Origin of the sequence: Gordonia paraffinivorans, assembly GCF_900683595.1 — a bacterium.
GTDB lineage: Bacteria > Actinomycetota > Actinomycetes > Mycobacteriales > Mycobacteriaceae > Gordonia > Gordonia paraffinivorans.
Map to the genome: position 1 here is coordinate 1,260,362 of NZ_CAACYD010000007.1, position 18,064 is coordinate 1,278,425.

Genomic DNA, 18,064 nt, shown 5'->3' on the forward strand with positions numbered 1-18,064 from the left:
TCGGGTTCCCACCGGGCGTAAGTTGAAACCGTGCAGTTGCGAATCTTCACCGAACCCCAGCAAGGCGCGACCTACGACCAGTTGCTCGCGGTCGCCAAGGCCACCGAGGATCTCGGATACGACGCCTTCTTCCGCTCGGATCACTTCAGCGGGATGAACACCGACGGGCGGCCCGGTCCGTCGGACGCGTGGATCACCCTTGCCGGTCTGGCTCGCGAGACGTCCCGGATCCGGTTGGGGACGCTGGTGACGTCGGCGACGTTCCGCCTGCCCGGCCCGTTCGCCGTTGCGGTCGCCAACGTCGACCAGATGAGCGGCGGTCGTGTCGAACTGGGGCTCGGCGCCGGCTGGTACGAGCCGGAGCACCGTGGTTACGGCATCCCGTTCCCGCCGGTCAAGGAGCGGTTCGACCGCCTCGAGGAGACCTTCGAGATCATCACCGGCCTGTGGGGGACCCCGGAGGGGGAGACCTTCGACCACAACGGGCGGCACTTCCAGCTCAGTGACTCCCCGGCACTGCCGAAGCCCGTGCAGAGGCCGCGACCGCCGATCATCGTCGGCGGCAGCGGCAAGAAGCGCACCCCGGCGATCGCGGCGCGGTTCGCCGACGAGTTCAACATCGTGTTCCAGCCGGTCGAGACCGCCCGCGACCTGATGGGCCGTGTGGAGGCGGCGTGTGCGGCGGCCGGCCGCCGTCCGGAGACGATGACGTACTCTGCCGCCCTCGTGTTGTGTTGCGGCCGTGACGAAGCCGAGTTCCGGCGCCGTGCCGAGGCGATCGGCCGCGAGCCGGAGGAGCTGCGGGAGAACGGTGCCGCCGGCACCCCCGACGAGGTCGTCGCCAAGATCGCGACCTACCGCGAACTCGGCATCGAGCGCATCTACCTGCAGACGCTCGACCTCGGAGACCTCGACCACCTGGAACTGGTGTCGTCGAAGGTGGCGCCGCAGCTGCGCTGAGCCGCTCCGTCCTCCGACCGGCCCCGCAGGCGACCCGGTCCCGCAATGGAGCGGCCTCCGCGCCGAGGCCGTGAGGCAGCTCGACGCGGAGGCCGGGTACGGGGGCCGTCGACGCTCAGGCGAGCGCGGCGGCGCGTTGCCGGTGTGCGGCGAGGGTGAACTCGCGTGGGCACAGCGTGCTGGTGCCGTCGACGGCGAGTTCGCGCGCGATCCTGCCGAACGTCGGTGCGAGCTTGAACCCGTGTCCGGAGAGTCCGGCGACGGCCACGATGCTGCCCGTCGGGTCCCGGTCGACGATCGGGACGCGATCGGCGGTGTACATCTCGTGGTGCGCGGTGAGGCGGACCGGCTCGGGGTTCATGTCCGGGAAGAAGTCGGTCACCTGCGCGGCGAGGTGGGCGCCGAAATCGTCGGGCAGATCGGGCAGTTCGGCGAGCGTCGGGGCGGACGGGAGGTCGAGGTGGCCGGGGCTGACCTTGACGCTGTATCCGTCGAGCGACGGCGCACCGAAGAAGTGCACGTCGTCGATGTCGCGCATGAACACCGGGAACCGCTCGGGGAGGTACCGGCCGATGTCGGCGGGCATGAACCACGAGAGCGCGAGGCGCTGCACGTGGACCAGGTCGCGGACGCCGGGCAACAGCTCCGTCGCCCACGACCCGGTCGTCACGATGGCGGTCCGGGCCCGCACGACGCCCTGGGCCGTGCGGATGGTGACGCGGTTGTCACCGGGTTCGACCGCCTCGACCGCACAGCGGTAACGCATGCGGACGCCGTTGGCCTCGGCGAGCCGCAGTGCGCTGCACACCGCGACCTCGGGACGCAGCCCTGCGCCCTGGGGATCGAGGATGCCCACGTCCGAGTCGTGGACGTCATGCTGCGGGTACTCCTTTCGCAGTTCTTCGGTGTCGAGGTATCGGTGGGGGAGTCCGAAGTTGTCGATCGTCTCCCTGGTCGCGACCATCTCCGGCTGCGTCTCGGTGCCGATGCTCAACGCACCGACCTGCAGCAGGATCTCGGTGCTGGCCTCCTGTTCGAGCTCGAGCCACTGGCGACGGGCGTCGGTCAGCAGCGGGAGGTAGAGTCCGCCCTCCTTGTAGGCCATCCGGAACAACCGGGACTCGCCGGCGAAGGAACCGAGTCCGTGTGCGCGGCCGTACTGTTCGATGCCGAGGACCGACAGCCCGGGCACCTTCGACAGGTGCCACAGGGCCATCGCGCCGACGCTGCCGGCGCCGATGACGGCGACGTCGACGAGTTCTTCGGGGGTCGATGCCGAGGTCATGCCAGCACCGGGGTGTTCCAGAGGTTCAGCGAGGTGCCGATACCGAGGGTGCGGGCACGCTCGTACACGCGGGTCGCCCACGCGACGTCCTCGACCGGCATGCCGCCGATGGAGAAGATGACGATCTGATCGGGGTCGCGCTCGGTGCCGCCCGAGGCGAGGATGCGGCCGATGTCCTCGATGCGTTCCTCGGCGAGCTTGCCCTCGTGCACGCGGTCGGTGAAGAAGCAGCCCACGATCGGGATCGAGGCGTAGGTGGGGTAGGGGAACTCGTCGGCCCAGGCCTCGTAGAGCCCGAGGTTGTCGACGACGAGGCGCACGTCGTCGGAGATCAGGTCGTCGTCGAGGCTGACCGACGACGGCATGGCGAGGTAGGCGCCGGGCTTGACCCATTCGCGCTTGAGAACGGGGTAGTTCTCCGGCGACCCGCCACTGGTGGTGCAGTAGGTCACGATGTCGGAGTCGCGCACCGCGGCCTCGTTGGTGTCGACGAATTCCACACGGATCTGCGGGAATTCGCGCTCCATCCATTCGCGGAAGATGTTGAGTCCGCGCTCGCTGCGGCCCTTGACCTTCACCAGTTCGATCCCCGGCCGGGCGACGACGAACGACTGCAGCGCGGTGCGCGCCATCACGCCCGGGCCGACGATGCCGACGACCTTGGAGTCCTCGGGGGCGAAGAGGCGGGCTCCGACACCGGGGATCGCGCCGGTGCGCATGGCCGACAGCAGGTTGGCCGACATCACCGCACGCGGGGCGCCGGTCTCCACGTCGTTGAGGACGAACAGGTGGATCGAGCGGGGGAGGCCGGAGAGCTTGTTCTCGATGTTCGATCCGTACCACTTGACGCCCGCGGAGTGGAAGGCCCCGCCCAGGTAGGCGGGCATGGCCATGAAGCGGCGGTCCTCGGTGTGGCGGGGCATGCCCGGGAACTCGGGCTCCTCCGGGAAGGAGATCATCGATCCGTGGGAGTCGCTGTTCTTGCCGGCCATGCGGTAGTCGCCGCGGCCGAGGAGGGCGAACATCTCCTCCATGGTGTCCACACAGGCGGCCATGTCGGTGACGCCGGCGGCCACCATGTCGGGCTCGGAGAGGTAGAGGAAGTCGATGGCGGTGTCGGTGGTGGTGGTCTCGACCGTGGTCTCGGTCATCGGGTGATCCCTTCGCGTGTCGTGGTGTGTGGTGTGGGTCAGGCGGACTGGACGACCACCGGGGTGCCGACCATCCAGCCGCCGTCGACGGTGAGGATCTCGCCGCAGATGTGGTCGGACAGCGGCGAGGCGAGGAACAGCACCGAGTCGGCGATCTGCTCCGAGGTCGCCCACCTGCCATTGGGCGTCTGCCCCTCGAGCGCGGCGCGGATCTCCGGGGAGTAGAGGGAGGTCATGTCGGTCTCGACGAAGCCCGGAGCGACGCCGTTGACGTTGATTCCGTCTGCGGCGTAATCGATCCCGGCCTGGCGGGTGAAGTTCACCATCGCCGCCTTGCTGGCGCAGTACGCGGCGAAGCCGGGGTTGGCGCGCAGCCCGCTGATCGAGGCGACGTTGACGATCTTGCCGCCGTTGCCGGCGTCGAGCATGGCCCGCAACGCCGCCCGGGTGCAGAAGAACGTCCCGTCGACGTTCACCGCGAACTGCTGCCGCCACACCTCGTCGGTGGTCTCCGTGGCGCTCCCGGCGAAGAGGACGCCGGCGTTGTTGACCAGGATGTCGATGCCGTGCTCGGCGGCGATCTCGCCGAACACCCGGTCCACCGCGGCGGAATCGGCGACGTCGAGCTCACGCGACTCCCCGGTGCCGCCCGCGCGGCGGATCTCGGCCGAACAGGACTCGTCGCCGGCCTTGAAATCGGAACGGTCGCAGATGATCACCGAGGCGCCGGCCTCGGCGAGGCGCAGCGCGCTGGCGCGTCCGATGCCGCGCGAACCGCCGGTGACGACGGCGGTCTTGCCGGTCAGGTCGATCACTTGGACTCTCCTTCGATGACGTTGGACTCGTAGCGGTCCGCCCACGGCCGGACGGTGGAGAAGGCCTTGGCCGCCGCCAGGACGTCGGCATCCGCGCGGTGGCGGGCCGCGATCTGCAGGCCGACCGGGCGTCCGTCCTCGGTGAAGCCGGCGGGGACGGTGATGGCCGGCGAGGTGAGCATGTTGTACGGGTAGGTCAGCAGCCAGCCCAGGAGCTGGGTCTGCAGCGGCTCGTCGGCCAGCCACTCCGGGGCGAACTGGTCGAGCGGGAAGGCCGCTGACGCCAGCGTCGGCGAGACGAGCAGGTCGTAGTGCTCCATGAACTCGGTGAAGGTGTCGTACATCCGCGAGCGGAAGGCCTGGGCGCGGCCGACCTCCTCGGCGGTGAGGGTCTTGGACAGCTCGTGGATCTCGATCAGCTGGTCGTCGAGTTGACCGCTCAGCTCCTTCCAGTCCGGGAACAGGTCGTTGTCGGCGGCGAAGCCGGGCACCCAGATTCCCTCCCACATGGCCTGTTCCGGATTGCCCCAGTTGGGGGTGGCCTCGGTGACCGTGGCGCCCAGCGTCTCGAATGCGGTGACCGCCTCGCGGCAGATCGCGGCGACCTCCGGGTCGACGTGGCCGACGTTGAGGTCCGGGGAGTACGCGACCCGCAGGCCGGACAGCGGCTTCTCGCCCCCGATCTCGTCGAGTTCGGCGGCGTACGACTCGACCTCGCGGGGCAGGCTCATCGGATCGCTCGGATCGAATCCGGTCATGACGTCGAACATGAGCGCGGCGTCCTCGACGGTGCGGGTGATGGGGCCGTGGAAGACCCAGGTCTCGAACTTGGTCTGCAGCAGGGCATGCGGGATGCGCCCGAGCGAGGGCTTGAGGCCCACGACCCCGCACATCGCCGACGGGATGCGGACCGAGCCGGCGCCGTCGGCGCCCTCGGCGATCGGCACCAGGCCCGCGGCGACCGCGGCCGCCGAGCCCCCGGACGAGCCGCCCGCGGTGTGACCGTGCTTGAACGGATTGTGGGTGGGGCCGTAGAGGTGGCTGTCGGTGCCGCCGTAGTAACCGCCCTCGGGCGCGTTGGTCAGGCCGGTGAACAGGCCGCCCGCGGCCTTGAGTCGCGCGACGACGACGGCGTCCTCCTTGCCGATCTCGTCGGCGAACGGCGTCATCGAATGCGTGTTGGGCAGGCCGGCGACCTCGGTGAGGCACTTGATCGCGAACGGCACGCCGTGGAGCGGTCCGAGCGGCTCGCCGGCGGCCTGCTTGGCGTCGAGTTCCCGGGCGTCGGCCAGGACCTGTTCCCGGTCGTAGTGGACGTAGGCGTTGATCAGCGGGTTGATCGCCTCGATCCGCGCACAGGCGGCCTCGGCGACCTCGAGCGCGGTGAGCTCGCCGGCGGCGATCTTGGCCGCGATCTCGGTCGCGGACATCCATGCGTACTGGTCGGCGTCCATGACTACTCCTGAATTGGGTGAGGGGGAGGTGGGAATGGTTCGGCGCGAGTGTTTTTCGGCGCCCAACAAATGTCCGTCGAAACCATTACTGGTCCCCGATACCGTCGTAACGCGCAGGTTACGGAATGGAATGGTCTGCAACACAACGAAAGTGGGCACGACCGGAACGGTCGTGCCCACTTGTCGTGTCGAGCAGGAGACGAGGAGGTCGGTGTCTCCTACTCGGCCGGGGACTGAGCACTTGCGGCGGTGCTCACCCCGTCGCCGGTGGCGACGACCTCGATGTCGTCGGTCCGGCTGGCCCGCAGTGCGGCGAGGGCGGACTCGCCCTTGGCTGCCGCGAACATCTCCTCGACGTGTGCGCGGTCCTCCTCGGAGTGACCGGTGACCGCTGAGACGATCAAGAAGACCGCGAGGTTGACGGCGAGGCCGACGATGCCCGAGGTCAGGCTGCCCAGGGCGCGGATGTCGTCGTTGTAGACGCCGGTCAGCGCCGCGGCGATGACGAAGCCGCTGACCATGCCCCAGATGGCGCCGTACTTGTTGCCGCCCTTCCAGAAGATGCCCAGGAACAGCGGCACCGACAACTGGATGATGCCCTGGTAGGAGATCTGGGCGAGCAGTTGGAGACGGTCGAAGTTGAACGTCGCGAAGGCGATGACGCCGGCCAGGAGCATGTAGACCACCATGCTCGCCTTGGCGATCACGGTCAGCTGGTGGTCGGACAGCGGACGCCGGACCAGGGTGGCGACGATGTCGTTGGAGACCTGCAGGCCGGCCACCTGGACGCTGGCGTCGGTGTGACCCATCTGCGCGGCGAAGACGATGACCACCGCGAGCCCCAGCATCCACGTGCCGCCCCACTGGTCCAGCAGGGTGAACCAGGCGCCCTGCGGGTTCTCCATGACCTCGGGGATGTTGACGGCGGCGAGGCCGACCAGCATCAGGATGGTGTAGAAGGTCGCCGAGATGAGAATCGTTGCGAGCGTGCCCTTCTTGACCGTGCGCACGCTCGAGGCGGTGTAGATGCGCTGGAAGCTGGTGGGCCAGCTCAGCGAACCGATGACGCCGGTGAAGACGAGCGCGAAGATGTACCACGGTCCGTAGTTGTCGCCGCCGCCCGGGAGCACCAGGAACTTGTCGCCGATCGCCTGCAGGTCGCCCCAGCTGATGGGGCTGCCCATGGCGCCGGTCAGCATGATGACGCCGATGATGCCCGCCACGATGTAGGCGACGAAGCCCTGGAACATGTCGGTCATGATCAGGCCGCGCATGCCCATCTGCACCGTCCAGAACTGGCGGATGAGGATGACCGCGAGACCCACACACAGGGACGCGATGACCGACCAGGCGCCGTCGCTGGCGATCTCGAAGAGAGTGCCGAGGGCCTGCATGCCCAGGACGACCCACGGGAACAGCGAGATCACGCCGATGGCGCTGGCGATGACGCGCACCGCGTCGGAGCGGTAGCGCACACGCATCAGATCGGGCTGGGTGCGCAGGTCGTAGACCTTGCCCCAGCGCCACGCCCTGGTCGCCATGAGGTACATGAACGCGACGCCGAGGGTCGAGTACGCCAGGGCGTACATGCCGAACACGCCGGCGCCGGCGGCGAGGCCGAAGAACGCGATGAAGGTCGAGCCGGGCCACCACGAGTTCACGTAGGACATGGCCACGAACCAGGTGCCGTACGAACGGCCGCCGACCGAGTACTCCTCGAAGGTCGGATCAGATTTCTGCTTGGTGGCGTAGAGGATTCCCACCACGATCGCGTAGAACGCGAGCAGCATTCCGAGCATGATCGCCATCAGTCGTCACCCTCTCCACGGATGTTCTCGACGATGTACAGCGCGGTCAGGCTGACACCGACGAGAGCGGCGTTGATGATCCAGTACATGACCGCCCACGGGATGCCGAAGATCACCGGGCTCTTGACCCCGCTGGAGCTCAGGTACAGCGGCGGGAACAGCGCCATCAACAGTGCGAATCCGTAGACGACGCCGAATGTGGTGTTGATTACCTTGCGATCCAGGCTCTTTATGAACTGAGTCAAGGATTCGGCTCCTTTCCTTGCGACCATTCGCACGGCGGCAGACCCGGGTCGGGCGCGGCGATGAATGGGAGATTGGTTGATGCACCAAAGGTGTTCGTTCCGAACGTGATACGCGGTCAGGAAGGTCTACGTACCGCCGTCGGTGTGTGCAACCAAAGCATGCGAGTGGACCATTACTGGTCACGTTTCGGGTCGTAACGGGCCTGTTACGCGTCGGCCGCGATCCCGCGTTGCGCGTAGGCCGCAGTATCCAGCCGGTGCTGCAGCCGGTGGGCGCCGGGCTCCTGGCCGTTGCCGGGCTGCGCCGGCACGTGCAGGACGGTCCGGTCGGCGCGGAAGTAGTCGACGGACATCTCCACCGGCGCGCCGAACCCGTCGTAGCTGTTGCGGTTGACCTTCAGCAACGGGGTGCCGACCTCGACGGCGAGCGCCGCGGCGACCCGCGGGGATGCGGAGACGACGCGGATCTGCTCGTCGGCGGTGGCGGGGCGCACGCCGTAGTGCTCGACCAGCAGTTCGTAGAGCGAGCCGATCAGCGAGCGTTCCAGCAACTGCGGGAAACGCGTCGCCGACACCCGGAACGACTCGAGGGACAACGAGTCCCCGTCGGCGAAGCGGATCCGCACGATCGCCGCGATGAGATCGTCCGGGCCGAGGCCGAAGTACTCGCGTTCCTCTGCGGTGGGGTGTTCATAGGAGGCCGAGAGCAGGCGCGTTCCCGATTCGAACCCCTGCGAGCGGAGCATCTGCGGCACGCCGACGACGGTCCCGAGCGGGCGTTCGACGCGGCGGCCCTCGGCCGGGTCGACCTCGTCGGAGAAGGTGGTGTCGGGCGCTGATTCCGCCGCGGTGAGATAGGCGCCGCCGGTGCGGCCGCGCTTGCGGTGGACGACGCCTTTCTCCTCGAGTTCGGCCAGGGCGCGGCGTATGGACGACCGCGACACGTTCAGGCGCTCGGCGAGTTCACGCTCGGCGGGCAGCTTGGTGAACCCGCGGCGTGCCAGGTCGTCGGCGAGGCGGGTAATGGTGGCAAAGGTCTCTTCGTAGGTCACTGCTCACCGTGCTCTTTGGATCAGGGAAATGGTTGTCTCGCGCCGGCCGGGCTCACTCGTGAGCAGTGCGAACGGCGTGTCTTCACAAGAGTTGCACCGAATCTCGCGGTGTGCGAACTCGGGAAATGCAGAATTTACATTCGGGCCAGGGACCAGAAATGGTTCCGATGCAACCTTTACCCATGCCTCAGCAGACGCAGGTTCCCGTTCTGGGATCGACAATCGAGCAGCTCCGGGCCGGATTCGCCGATGGGAGCACCACACCGACCGAAGCGTTGGAACTGACCATCGCGCACATGGAAAAGGTCCAGCCCTCCATCAACGCGATCGCCGCCACCGACGTCGACGCGGCACGCGAGAGCGCGGCCGCGGCCACCCGCCGGTGGGAGGAGGGCCGTCAGCTCGGCCCGCTGGACGGCGTGCCGGTCACGGTCAAGGACAGCGTGAACGCGGTCGGACTCCCGTGGCGCCACGGCACCAAGCCCAACGACGGCCTGGCGAACGCCGAGGTCGACGCCCCGCCGTCGGCACGCCTGCGCGAGGCCGGCGCGGTGATCGTGGGCAAGACCACGATGCCCGACTTCGGCATGCTCGCCTCCGGCGTCTCCTCGCTTTACGGCATCGTGCGGAATCCGTGGGATCTGTCGGTCACTCCCGGCGGTTCGAGTTCGGGTGCCGGGGCGTCGCTCGCCGCGGGTCTCACCTGGGGCGCGATCGGCACCGACATCGCCGGCTCGGTCCGCCTGCCCGCCGCCCATTGCGGCATCGTCGCCATCAAGCCCACCCAGGGCCGTGTTCCGCACCTGGTGCCGAGCACCGTCCGCAGCGCGGGCCCGATGGGCCGAACGGTCGCCGACGTCGCCGAACTGTTCCGCGTCGTCGGGCGGTTCGATGCCCGCGACTCCCTGGCCCTGGCCGACGAGGCCGACTGTGCGGACCCGATCCTCCCGCTGGACGACGTCAAGGGGCTGCGGGTCGGCGTCCTGTCGGACATGGGATACGGATTCCCGGCGGACGCGGCGACCCTGCGCACGCTGCGTGCGGCGGCCGACGTGCTGGCCGCGGGCGGCTGCGAGATCGTCGATCTGCCCGCGCCTTTCGCTCCGGGCGTCTACGACGCGCTGGACACCCTGTACGTGGTGCGCGCCCGCGCGGAACTCGAATCCCACGGCGACCGCGGCGGCGAGGTCCTGCCCGGACTCGTGCGGTGGATCGAGGCGGCCGGTCCGCTCAGCGCCACCGACTACGAGCGCGCGCTGGGCCGGGTGACCGCCGATCAGATGGCCTTCGCGGCGATGCAGCGCGACGTCGACGTCGTGCTGTCGCCGGTGTTGCCCTCGGCGGCGTTCCCGGCCGAGCACCTCGGCATGAACCAGGACCGGCCGCTGGAGCACTGCAGCTTCACCGCCTGGTTCAACCAGACCGGGCAGCCGGCGGTCTCGATGCCGTTCGGCGAGGACGGCGGCCACCCCGTGGCGATCCAGCTCGCCGGCCCGCGCTACGCCGACCGGCGCCTGCTCGCGCTGGCCGGGTGGCTCGAGGAACGTCGGGGCACCGAACCCGACTGGCCGCTGGTGCCGCGGACGACACCGGCCGATGTGTGGAAGGAGGCGTGATGACGACGACACTCGAACTCTCCGGCGGGCGGGTCCTCGCCGATCGGATGGACGGGACCCCGACCATGGCCAGCCCCAGCTGGTGGGGCGCCGACACGGTGCGGCTGCGTGGCCGGCTCGACGACGTCGCGGTCCACGTCCGGTGCTACACCGGCGCGGCGAGGTCGTATGTGAACGTGTCCGCGGCCGTCGCCGCGACCGAGGCGGCGGGAGCCGCCGGCATCGGCCCGGCGGTCGTGTCGTGGGACGTCGACGCCGGTGAGGTCGTGCTGGCCGATCTGACCGAGACGCACCGCACGGCCACCCTGGCCGACGGAAACTCCGCGGACTTCGTGCGCCGGTACTTCGAGATCCGTTCGCGTGTGGGCGAACTGACTCCGAACGAGGCGCGGTATGCGACGGTCTTCGACGACATCCGCGAACTCTCGGCGCGCCTGCAGGACGCGGGGGCCGCCGTCCCTGCCGAGCTGCCCTTCTTCCTGAGAGTCCTCGACGACGCCGAGAAGCGCATCGCGGCAGCCGGTTTCGACCGGGAGTTCCGTCATGGCGACGGGAACCTGTCGAACGTGATGGTCGCCCGCGACGACGCCTCGTTGCTGCTGCTCGACTGGGACCTCGCCGCGGTGATGGACCCGTTCCAGGACCTCGGCGTCGCGCTCGTCGAACTCGCCGAGGACGAGACCCACGCACGGGAGCTCTTCGAGGTCGCCCACGGGAGCGTCGACGAGGCGCTGCTGGCCCGAAGCCTGTTCTACGGCTATGCCGACCACGTGCGGCAGGGCCTGCTGGGAATCCTGGTCGACGCGCTCGACCCGGGCTCCTACGAGTACTCGAAGTTCGGCGACTGGCAGCTCCTACGAGCACGATTGGCATTGTCGGGCACCCGATCCGGCGAACTGTTGAGGAGGATCGACCGATGACGACCCTGTCCGGCGAACTGAACGCGGTCGGCGTGCTGCGCGGCGGGGCCCGCACCGCCACCGAACGCGCCGTGGAATCTGCACTGGACGCCGTCGCGCAGTGGGCCGGCCGGGCGATCCGGTACCAGCCGGTGCACGGCGGCCTGCAGAACGAGAACTGGCGTCTCGACGTGGAGGGGGAGCAGTCCCCGTACTTCCTCAAGATCCCGGGTGCGGGGTCGGAGGCGTTCATCGACCGGGACAACGCCCATCACGCGGCCGCACAGGCCAGCGCTCTCGGGATCAGCCCGAAGATCGCGCATTTCGACTCGTCGACCGGCATCGAGATCATCGAGTTCCTCGAGGACTACCGCGCCTGCACGAACGGCGACATGAAGCGCCCGGAGATCGCCGGCGAGATCATCCGCCTCTACCGGGCCTTCCACGGCATCGACCCGCTGCCGTGCACCAAGACGATCTTCGACATGATCGCCGAGCACCACGACCAGGCGGTGGAACTCGGCATCCGGCTCCCGCGGTTCTGGCCGCAGCTCGAGCTCGAGTACCGCACCGCGCGTGATGCGTTGCTGGCCGGCGGGATCGACCTGGTGCCGTGTCACAACGACCCGATGCCCGGCAACTTCCTCATCGCCGAGGGCAAGCCGATGCGACTGATCGACTTCGAGTTCTCGTCGAACAACGAACGCGCCTACGAGCTCGCCGTGATGACCACCGAGTTCTTCTACGACGACGTCCGGACCGCCGAATGCGTCGAGGAGTTCTACGGCACGTACACGCCCGAACTCTTCGCGCGGGTGCAGGTGTGCGGGTTCCTCGCCGACGTCAAGTGGGGGCTGTGGGCCATCGTCTACGCACAGCTCAACGACGGATGGGACTACGACTACCACAAGTACGGCGTGTGGAAACTGCGCCGCGCGCTCTCGCGGACCTCGGACCAGCGCTGGGGTTCCTGGATCGGCAGCATCTGACGCCCTCGTCGTCTCACCCGGCAGACCGCCGTCCCATGCGGAGGGCGGCTGCTCCTCATCTCAGAAAGGCCGATTATGGGCACTTCCTCGATCCTGGACGGAAACCGGTTCGACACCGGCAGACTCGACGCGCTCGACCCCTCGTCCCGGGCGCTCGTCGAGCGCAGGATGAACACACTCGGGACGAGCTACCGGCTGTTCTACCGCAGGCCGGTGCAGATCGTCCGCGGACTCGGCACCCGTCTCTACGACGCAGAGGGGCGCGAATACCTCGACGCCTACAACAACGTCGCCAGTGTCGGGCACTGCAATCCGGCCGTCGTGGCGGCCGTGACCGAGCAGCTCAACACCCTCGCCACGCATTCGCGCTACCTGCAGGACGGCATCGTCGAGTACTCCGAGCGGCTGCTGCAGACCTTCCCGGAGCCGCTGAACCGCGTGATGTACACCAACTCGGGGTCGGAGGCCAACGACCTCGCCCTGCGGGTGGCCCGGCACCACACCGGCGGCACCGGCATCGTCGTCACCTCGGAGGCCTACCACGGCACCACCGCATCCTGCGCGGAGGTCTCGCCCTCGGACGGCGGCGGGGGCCTGCCGGGCCACGTCATCGCCGTCGATCCGCCCAATCCCTATCGGCACAAGGGCGACACGTCGGTCGTCGACGCGTTCGCGGCACGCGTCACCCGTGCGTTCGAGACCCTGCGCGAGCGTGGCCACCAGCCCGCGGCCCTGCTCGTGGACACCATCTTCTCGTCGGACGGCGTGTTCCCCGTCGACGGTGCGCTGCAGGCCGCCTTCGCCGCGGCACGCGCGGCCGGCGCGCTCGTGATCGCCGACGAGGTGCAGCCCGGATTCGCGCGGGTCGGCACGCCGTTCTGGGGATTCGCGCGCGACAACGCCGTTCCCGACCTGGTCACCCTCGGCAAGCCGATGGGCAACGGCGTCCCGGTGGCGGGCATGGTGGCCAACACCGAGATCCTCGAGGCCTTCGGCCGGGATGTGCCGTACTTCAACACCTTCGGCGGATCGAGCGTGCCGGTCGCGGCGGCCGCGGCCGTGCTCGACGAGATCGAGCAGCGTCGGCTGTTCGAGAACGCCGAGACCGTCGGCGCGGTCGTGCGCGCCGGCATGGAGGAACTGGCCGGACGTTTCCCGGAGATCGGTGACATCCGCAGCGCCGGGCTGTATTTCGGAGTGGAGCTGGTCGCCGATCCGGAAACCCGGGAACCGGCCACCGCGTTCGCCGCGGATCTGATCAACGCCTGCCGCGACGGTGGCCTGCTCATCTCGGTGTGCGGCCCGACCAGCAGCACGCTGAAGATCCGTCCGATGCTCACCTACACGCGCGAGGACGCCGAGCTGCTCGTCGAACGTCTCGGTGACGCACTCGAGGTCGTGCGGCGGCAGGCGAAGGCAGGCGTCGCATGACCGCGAAACCCGCTGCCGTCCTGTGGGACCTGGACGGCACCATCCTGGACACCGAGGAGTACTACAACGATTCGGCGCGGGGCATCCTCTGCGCGCACGATGTGGCGTGGAGCGACGAGATCGCCATGGCGCTCAACGGCGGCAGTCTGCCCGACATGGCGCGGGTGCTCATCGACGCCGGCGCCGGGCTCACCGTCGACGAGATCGTGCGTCGGTTCATCCTCGACGTGTCGGCCCGCCTGCGCGTGGACATCCCCTGGAAGCCCGGAGCCGAGACGCTGCTGCGCGAACTGAAGGAGCTGGGCATCCCGACCGGCCTGGTGACCATGTCGCCCCGGGTGCTGGCCGACATGGTCGTCGACGCGATACCGTTCGCGGCCTTCGACATCGTGGTGACCGCCGACGACGTGGAACGGGCCAAACCCGCTCCGGACGCCTACGAACTGGCTGCCGCGAAGCTCGGCGTGGACATCCGCGAGTGCATCGCCGTGGAGGACTCGCCGCCCGGGATCGCGGCGGCCGTCGCCTCCGGCGCCCGGGTCGTCGGTGTGCCGCTGCGGCACCTGGTGCTCGACGAGTTCGAGTTCACCCGCTGGGACGGTCTCGACGGCCGGACCGTCGAGCACATGCTCTGCATCTGACCCCGGGCGCCAGTGGCGAAACTCCGCTGAGCCGTGTCACCGTGCGCCGGCGTGCATCTCCCAGAACAGGATCTCGGCCCCGCCGGGACCGACCAGGGGGATCTCGCCGGCGCCGGTCGTGCGGACCGCGTCGCCCTCGGCGAGGGTCTCCGCGCCCATCGTCACCGTGCCGCGCGCGACGTAGAGGTGCCCGAACGGCGCGTCGGGAAGCGTGACCGGCTTGCCGGGCACCATCGTCGCGATGTGGAGTGCGGCCGAGGCGTTGTGGATCGACACCGGTGCGGTCGCGGCGTGCTCGGGTCGTCCCGATGCCACGACCACGAGTGCGCCGGTGGCGAGCATGTCGGAGACGTCGGCCTCCGCGTACCCGGGTTCGAGGCCGGACTCGTCGGCGGTGACCCACATCTGGACGACGCGCAGGTCGGTGCCGTCGAGACGGCCGGTGGCGTTTGCCTCACTGTGGGTGATGCCGCGCCCCGCGGTCATCCGTTGCACGACACCGGGTCTCAGGAGTCCGTCGTTGCCGGTCGAATCCCGGTGGCGCAGCGTGCCCTCGAGGACCCAGGTGATGATCTCGACATCGCGGTGCCGATGCATGTCCAGACCCTCCCCGGCGTCGACGCGATCGTCGTTGTGCACCAGCAGGACACCGTGGGCGTTGGCCGCGAGGTCGAAGTTGCCGGTTGCGGGAAACGATTGCCAGGACTCGAGCCATTCGTTGCGCCAGCGGGCGCGTTCGCCGGCACGGATGACGGTGACCGACATGGGTTCTCCTCACGTGTCCGATGTCTGCCCGGCGGTGTCGAGATGTGCCGCCAGCTTGTCCATCACCGCACGGAGGTCGCGCCCGTCGGCCGGGGTGAGTGCCGAGAAGAAGAGCGCGTCCACGCAGCGCGAGTGATGGACCGCCGCCTCCCGGAACGCGGCGAGCCCCTCGTCGGTGAGGACGGCGTAACTGCCGCGCCGATCCTCCGGCGCCTTCTCGCGCCGCAACCACCCCCGGCGCACCATCGCGTCGACCTGGTAGGACAGGCGCGAGGTCGAGAAGATCATGCGCGCGGCCAGGTCCCGCATCCGCAGCCGGCCCTCGGGGCTCTCGTGCAGGATCAACAGCATGCTGTAGTCGGCCAGCGTCATGCCGGCACTCGCGCGCAGATCGTCGTCGAGCTCGGTCTGCAACCGCGTGGCGGTCTCGATGAAGACGCGCCACGCGGCCTGCAGATCGGTGCCCGCCGCCGTCAGCGGCAGTTCCGCTCCTTTGGTCATCGGCGGGCGGTGTGCGGCATGAGCGCGTCCGGCGGGACCACGCCCAGGCGTCCGGCCTGGTAGTCCTCGATGGCGTCGATGAGCTGCTGCTTGGTGTTCATCACGAACGGACCGTACTGCGCGACGGGTTCGCGGATCGGCTTGCCGCCGAGCAGCAGGACCTCGAGCGCAGGGCGGTTGCCGTCCTGGGAGCCGTCGGCGGCGACGGTGATGCGGTCGCCCTTGCCCAGGACCGCCAGGGTGCCCTGCTCGACGGGGCGGCCCTCTGCGCCCACCCGTCCGCGTCCGGACAGGACGTAGACGAGTGCGTTGAAGTCCTGGCGCCACGGCACCGACACGGACGCGCCGGGCTGCACGGTGGCGTGGGCGAGCGTGATGGGCGTGTGCGTGGTCCCCGGACCGCGGTGACCCTCGATCTCGCCGGCGATGATGCGGATCAGCGAGCCGGCGTCCGGCGAGGTCACCAGACCCACCTGGCCGCCCTCGAGATTCTGGTAGTTGGGCGGCAGGAACTTGTCCCGGGCCGGGAGGTTCACCCACAACTGGATGCCGTGGAACAGGCCGCCGGACTCCACGAGTTCGGCGGGCGGGGTCTCGATGTGGAGGATGCCCGCACCCGCGGTCATCCACTGCGTCGCACCGTCGTGGATCAGGCCGCCTCCCCCCGCGGAGTCCTGGTGGGCGAAGCGGCCCTCGATCATGTAGGTCACGGTCTCGAAGCCGCGGTGGGGATGCCACGACGTCCCGCGCGGCTCACCGGGCTCGTAGTCGACCTCGCCCATCTGGTCCATGTGGATGAACGGGTCCAGGTCGGCCTTCGACACTCCCGCGAACGCGCGCACCACCGGGAAGCCCTCGCCCTCGTAGCCGCGCGGGCCGCGGGTGACGGACTTGACCGGCCGGTCGACGGAGTCGAGGCCCGGAGCGGAAAGGCGCGACAGCGTCAGGGTGTCGGCGGTGACGGCAGGCATGGTGGCTCCTTCGGTCGGAAATTCGCTCAAATTTGAGTGATCTGCCCGGCTCAACGGTAGCCCGCCCGGATCTATTCCCGTGCCGGTTCCCGGCGCGTTCGGGCCCCGTCGCGTGTGATGTGGGCGATAATCCGGGGCATGGCCGACAAGGGCACCAGCGACAGGGGCCGCACCGACGACCGGGGCGAGGCCACGTCGTCGAAGCCGGCGGATCGCCAACGGATCAGGAAGCTGGCGCAGGCCGCGCTCAACGCCGATGTGACGGTGGAGCAACTCGAGGGGATCATCGCCGACATGGGCGAGACGCTCGAGGGTCTGGGGCCGACGATGACCAAGATGGACGCGACGATCGAGAGGCTCGACGCCACCCTGGTGCGGATGTCGGGCACCCTCGACCAGGTGGACACGACCGTGGATCGGATGGCCGAGGTCGTCATGCGTCTCGAGCGGGTGGTCGCCCGGGTCGAGGTGCTGGTCGGGATCGGGGAGGCGGCCCTCCGTCCGCTCGGGGCCATCGAGTCCGCGGGCAGATCGGTCGCCGCGCGACTCGGCCTGCGCTGACGGCCCCTCGATCTCACCGCCCCGACCTCACTGCCCGACCCCATCACCACAGACGGAAGAACAGGGAATGACACCGGAAGAACACACTTTTCGCGGCCGCCACGGACACACGATCGCCTACGACGTGTACCGGCCCGAGGGCGCACCGCGCGGCGTGGTGGTGATCGCGCACGGACTCGCCGAACATGCGCGCCGCTACGGGCACGTCGCGCAACGGCTCGTCGACGCCGGCTACCTCGTCGCGATCCCGGACCACGTCGGTCACGGCCGATCGGGCGGAAAGCGGTTGCAGGTGCACCGGTTCGGCGAATTCACCGAAGACCTCGACACGGTGGTCTCGCACGTCGCCGACGACGCGCTGCCGACCTTCCTCATCGGGCACAGCATGGGCGGCTGCATCGCCCTCGACTACGCACTCGATCACCAGGACAAGCTCGACGGTCTCGTCCTGTCCGGGGCGGCGGTCCTGCCCGGCGCCGACCTGTCACCCGTCGCGGTCAAGCTCGCGCCGCTCATCGGCAAGATCGCGCCGTGGCTGCCCACCACCGCGCTGAGCTCGTCGAGCATCTCCCGCGACTCGGCCGTCGTCGCGGCCTACGACGCCGATCCGCTCGTCACCCGCGGCAAGATCCCCGCCGGGCTCGGCGGCGCGATGATCGCCACGATGCAGTCCTTCCCGCAACGCCTGCCCTCGCTGCAGCTGCCGTTGCTGGTGATGCACGGCGGAGCCGACGCGCTCACCGACCCCCAGGGCAGTCGGCTCGTCGACGACCTGGCGGGATCAGAGGACAAGACGCTCGTGATCTACGACGAGCTCTACCACGAGATCTTCAACGAACCCGAGCAGGACGTCGTGCTCGACGAGGTCGTGAACTGGCTGCAGGGGCACACGCCCGCCGACTCCTGACCCCGACGGACGG

Annotated in this window: 18 protein-coding genes; 8 read left to right on the top strand and 10 right to left on the bottom strand. The window is 69.1% G+C overall.

All coding sequences use genetic code 11. The features are described 5' to 3' along the window. The first annotated feature begins 30 nt into the window (after positions 1–30). Positions 31–960, top strand: coding sequence for an LLM class F420-dependent oxidoreductase (locus E1P53_RS18775; RefSeq protein WP_131735157.1), 930 nt, complete (start codon positions 31–33; stop codon positions 958–960). A gap of 115 nt (positions 961–1,075) precedes the next feature. Here the strand turns inward: E1P53_RS18775 and solA are convergent, their stop codons facing one another. The 7 genes from solA to E1P53_RS18810 all read right to left on the bottom strand — a co-directional run bounded on the left by solA (position 1,076) and on the right by E1P53_RS18810 (position 8,770). Next, positions 1,076–2,245 (bottom strand): N-methyl-L-tryptophan oxidase, encoded by a 1,170-nt coding sequence (gene solA / locus E1P53_RS18780; protein ID WP_131735158.1) that lies wholly within the window; start codon positions 2,243–2,245, stop codon positions 1,076–1,078. Continuing rightward, on the bottom strand, positions 2,242–3,396 hold the full coding sequence (locus tag E1P53_RS18785) for a tyramine oxidase subunit B (RefSeq protein WP_006357661.1): 1,155 nt from the start codon (positions 3,394–3,396) through the stop codon (positions 2,242–2,244). Before E1P53_RS18785 ends, solA begins: the two co-directional genes overlap by 4 nt. Positions 3,397–3,434: 38 nt before the next feature. Continuing rightward, positions 3,435–4,211 (bottom strand): SDR family NAD(P)-dependent oxidoreductase, encoded by a 777-nt coding sequence (locus tag E1P53_RS18790; RefSeq protein WP_131735159.1) that lies wholly within the window; start codon positions 4,209–4,211, stop codon positions 3,435–3,437. Continuing rightward, complete coding sequence (locus E1P53_RS18795) at positions 4,208–5,665, bottom strand: amidase (protein WP_131735160.1); 1,458 nt, start codon at positions 5,663–5,665, stop codon at positions 4,208–4,210. Before E1P53_RS18795 ends, E1P53_RS18790 begins: the two co-directional genes overlap by 4 nt. 218 nt (positions 5,666–5,883) lie before the next feature. Beyond that, positions 5,884–7,473 (bottom strand): sodium:solute symporter family protein, encoded by a 1,590-nt coding sequence (locus tag E1P53_RS18800; RefSeq protein WP_131735161.1) that lies wholly within the window; start codon positions 7,471–7,473, stop codon positions 5,884–5,886. Beyond that, positions 7,473–7,718: a hypothetical protein gene (locus tag E1P53_RS18805; protein ID WP_131735162.1), complete on the bottom strand. Its 246-nt coding sequence runs from the start codon at positions 7,716–7,718 to the stop codon at positions 7,473–7,475. Before E1P53_RS18805 ends, E1P53_RS18800 begins: the two co-directional genes overlap by 1 nt. Before the next feature lie 206 nt (positions 7,719–7,924). Continuing rightward, positions 7,925–8,770 carry a GntR family transcriptional regulator gene (locus E1P53_RS18810; protein WP_131735163.1) on the bottom strand — a complete coding sequence of 282 codons (846 nt, stop codon included), beginning with the start codon at positions 8,768–8,770 and terminating at the stop codon, positions 7,925–7,927. A gap of 182 nt (positions 8,771–8,952) precedes the next feature. On the opposite strand from E1P53_RS18810, the gene E1P53_RS18815 reads away from it, so the two are divergent. From E1P53_RS18815 to E1P53_RS18835, 5 genes are all read left to right on the top strand, one after another. Further along, positions 8,953–10,386: an amidase family protein gene (locus E1P53_RS18815; RefSeq protein ID WP_131735164.1), complete on the top strand. Its 1,434-nt coding sequence runs from the start codon at positions 8,953–8,955 to the stop codon at positions 10,384–10,386. Further along, a complete protein-coding gene (locus tag E1P53_RS18820) occupies positions 10,386–11,306 on the top strand; it encodes a phosphotransferase (protein ID WP_131735165.1) in 921 nt (306 codons plus the stop codon). Before E1P53_RS18815 ends, E1P53_RS18820 begins: the two co-directional genes overlap by 1 nt. After that, positions 11,303–12,274: a choline kinase family protein gene (locus E1P53_RS18825; protein ID WP_109237085.1), complete on the top strand. Its 972-nt coding sequence runs from the start codon at positions 11,303–11,305 to the stop codon at positions 12,272–12,274. The genes E1P53_RS18820 and E1P53_RS18825 overlap by 4 nt, the downstream gene beginning before the upstream one ends. Before the next feature lie 75 nt (positions 12,275–12,349). Then, complete coding sequence (locus E1P53_RS18830; RefSeq protein ID WP_131735166.1) at positions 12,350–13,705, top strand: aspartate aminotransferase family protein; 1,356 nt, start codon at positions 12,350–12,352, stop codon at positions 13,703–13,705. Next, positions 13,702–14,346 (top strand): HAD family hydrolase, encoded by a 645-nt coding sequence (locus tag E1P53_RS18835; RefSeq protein WP_006902202.1) that lies wholly within the window; start codon positions 13,702–13,704, stop codon positions 14,344–14,346. Before E1P53_RS18830 ends, E1P53_RS18835 begins: the two co-directional genes overlap by 4 nt. 36 nt (positions 14,347–14,382) lie before the next feature. Here E1P53_RS18835 and E1P53_RS18840 read toward each other — a convergent pair whose 3' ends face one another. Genes E1P53_RS18840 through E1P53_RS18850 form a run of 3 tightly spaced genes read right to left on the bottom strand, consistent with a single transcriptional unit; the run spans position 14,383 to position 16,583 of the window. After that, positions 14,383–15,111, bottom strand: coding sequence for a pirin family protein (locus E1P53_RS18840; protein WP_131735167.1), 729 nt, complete (start codon positions 15,109–15,111; stop codon positions 14,383–14,385). A gap of 9 nt (positions 15,112–15,120) precedes the next feature. Continuing rightward, on the bottom strand, positions 15,121–15,612 hold the full coding sequence (locus E1P53_RS18845) for a MarR family winged helix-turn-helix transcriptional regulator (protein WP_131735168.1): 492 nt from the start codon (positions 15,610–15,612) through the stop codon (positions 15,121–15,123). Beyond that, positions 15,609–16,583, bottom strand: coding sequence for a pirin family protein (locus tag E1P53_RS18850; RefSeq protein ID WP_131735169.1), 975 nt, complete (start codon positions 16,581–16,583; stop codon positions 15,609–15,611). The genes E1P53_RS18845 and E1P53_RS18850 overlap by 4 nt, the downstream gene beginning before the upstream one ends. Positions 16,584–16,721: 138 nt before the next feature. On the opposite strand from E1P53_RS18850, the gene E1P53_RS18855 reads away from it, so the two are divergent. Together E1P53_RS18855 and E1P53_RS18860 are read left to right on the top strand one after the other, a co-directional pair. Continuing rightward, positions 16,722–17,144, top strand: a complete 423-nt coding sequence (locus E1P53_RS18855) for a hypothetical protein (RefSeq protein WP_131735170.1) — start codon at positions 16,722–16,724, stop codon at positions 17,142–17,144. Positions 17,145–17,211: 67 nt separating this feature from the next. Then, entirely contained in the window at positions 17,212–18,051 is an 840-nt protein-coding gene (locus E1P53_RS18860; RefSeq protein ID WP_131735171.1) for an alpha/beta hydrolase, read from the top strand. The last annotated feature ends 13 nt before the right edge of the window (positions 18,052–18,064 follow it).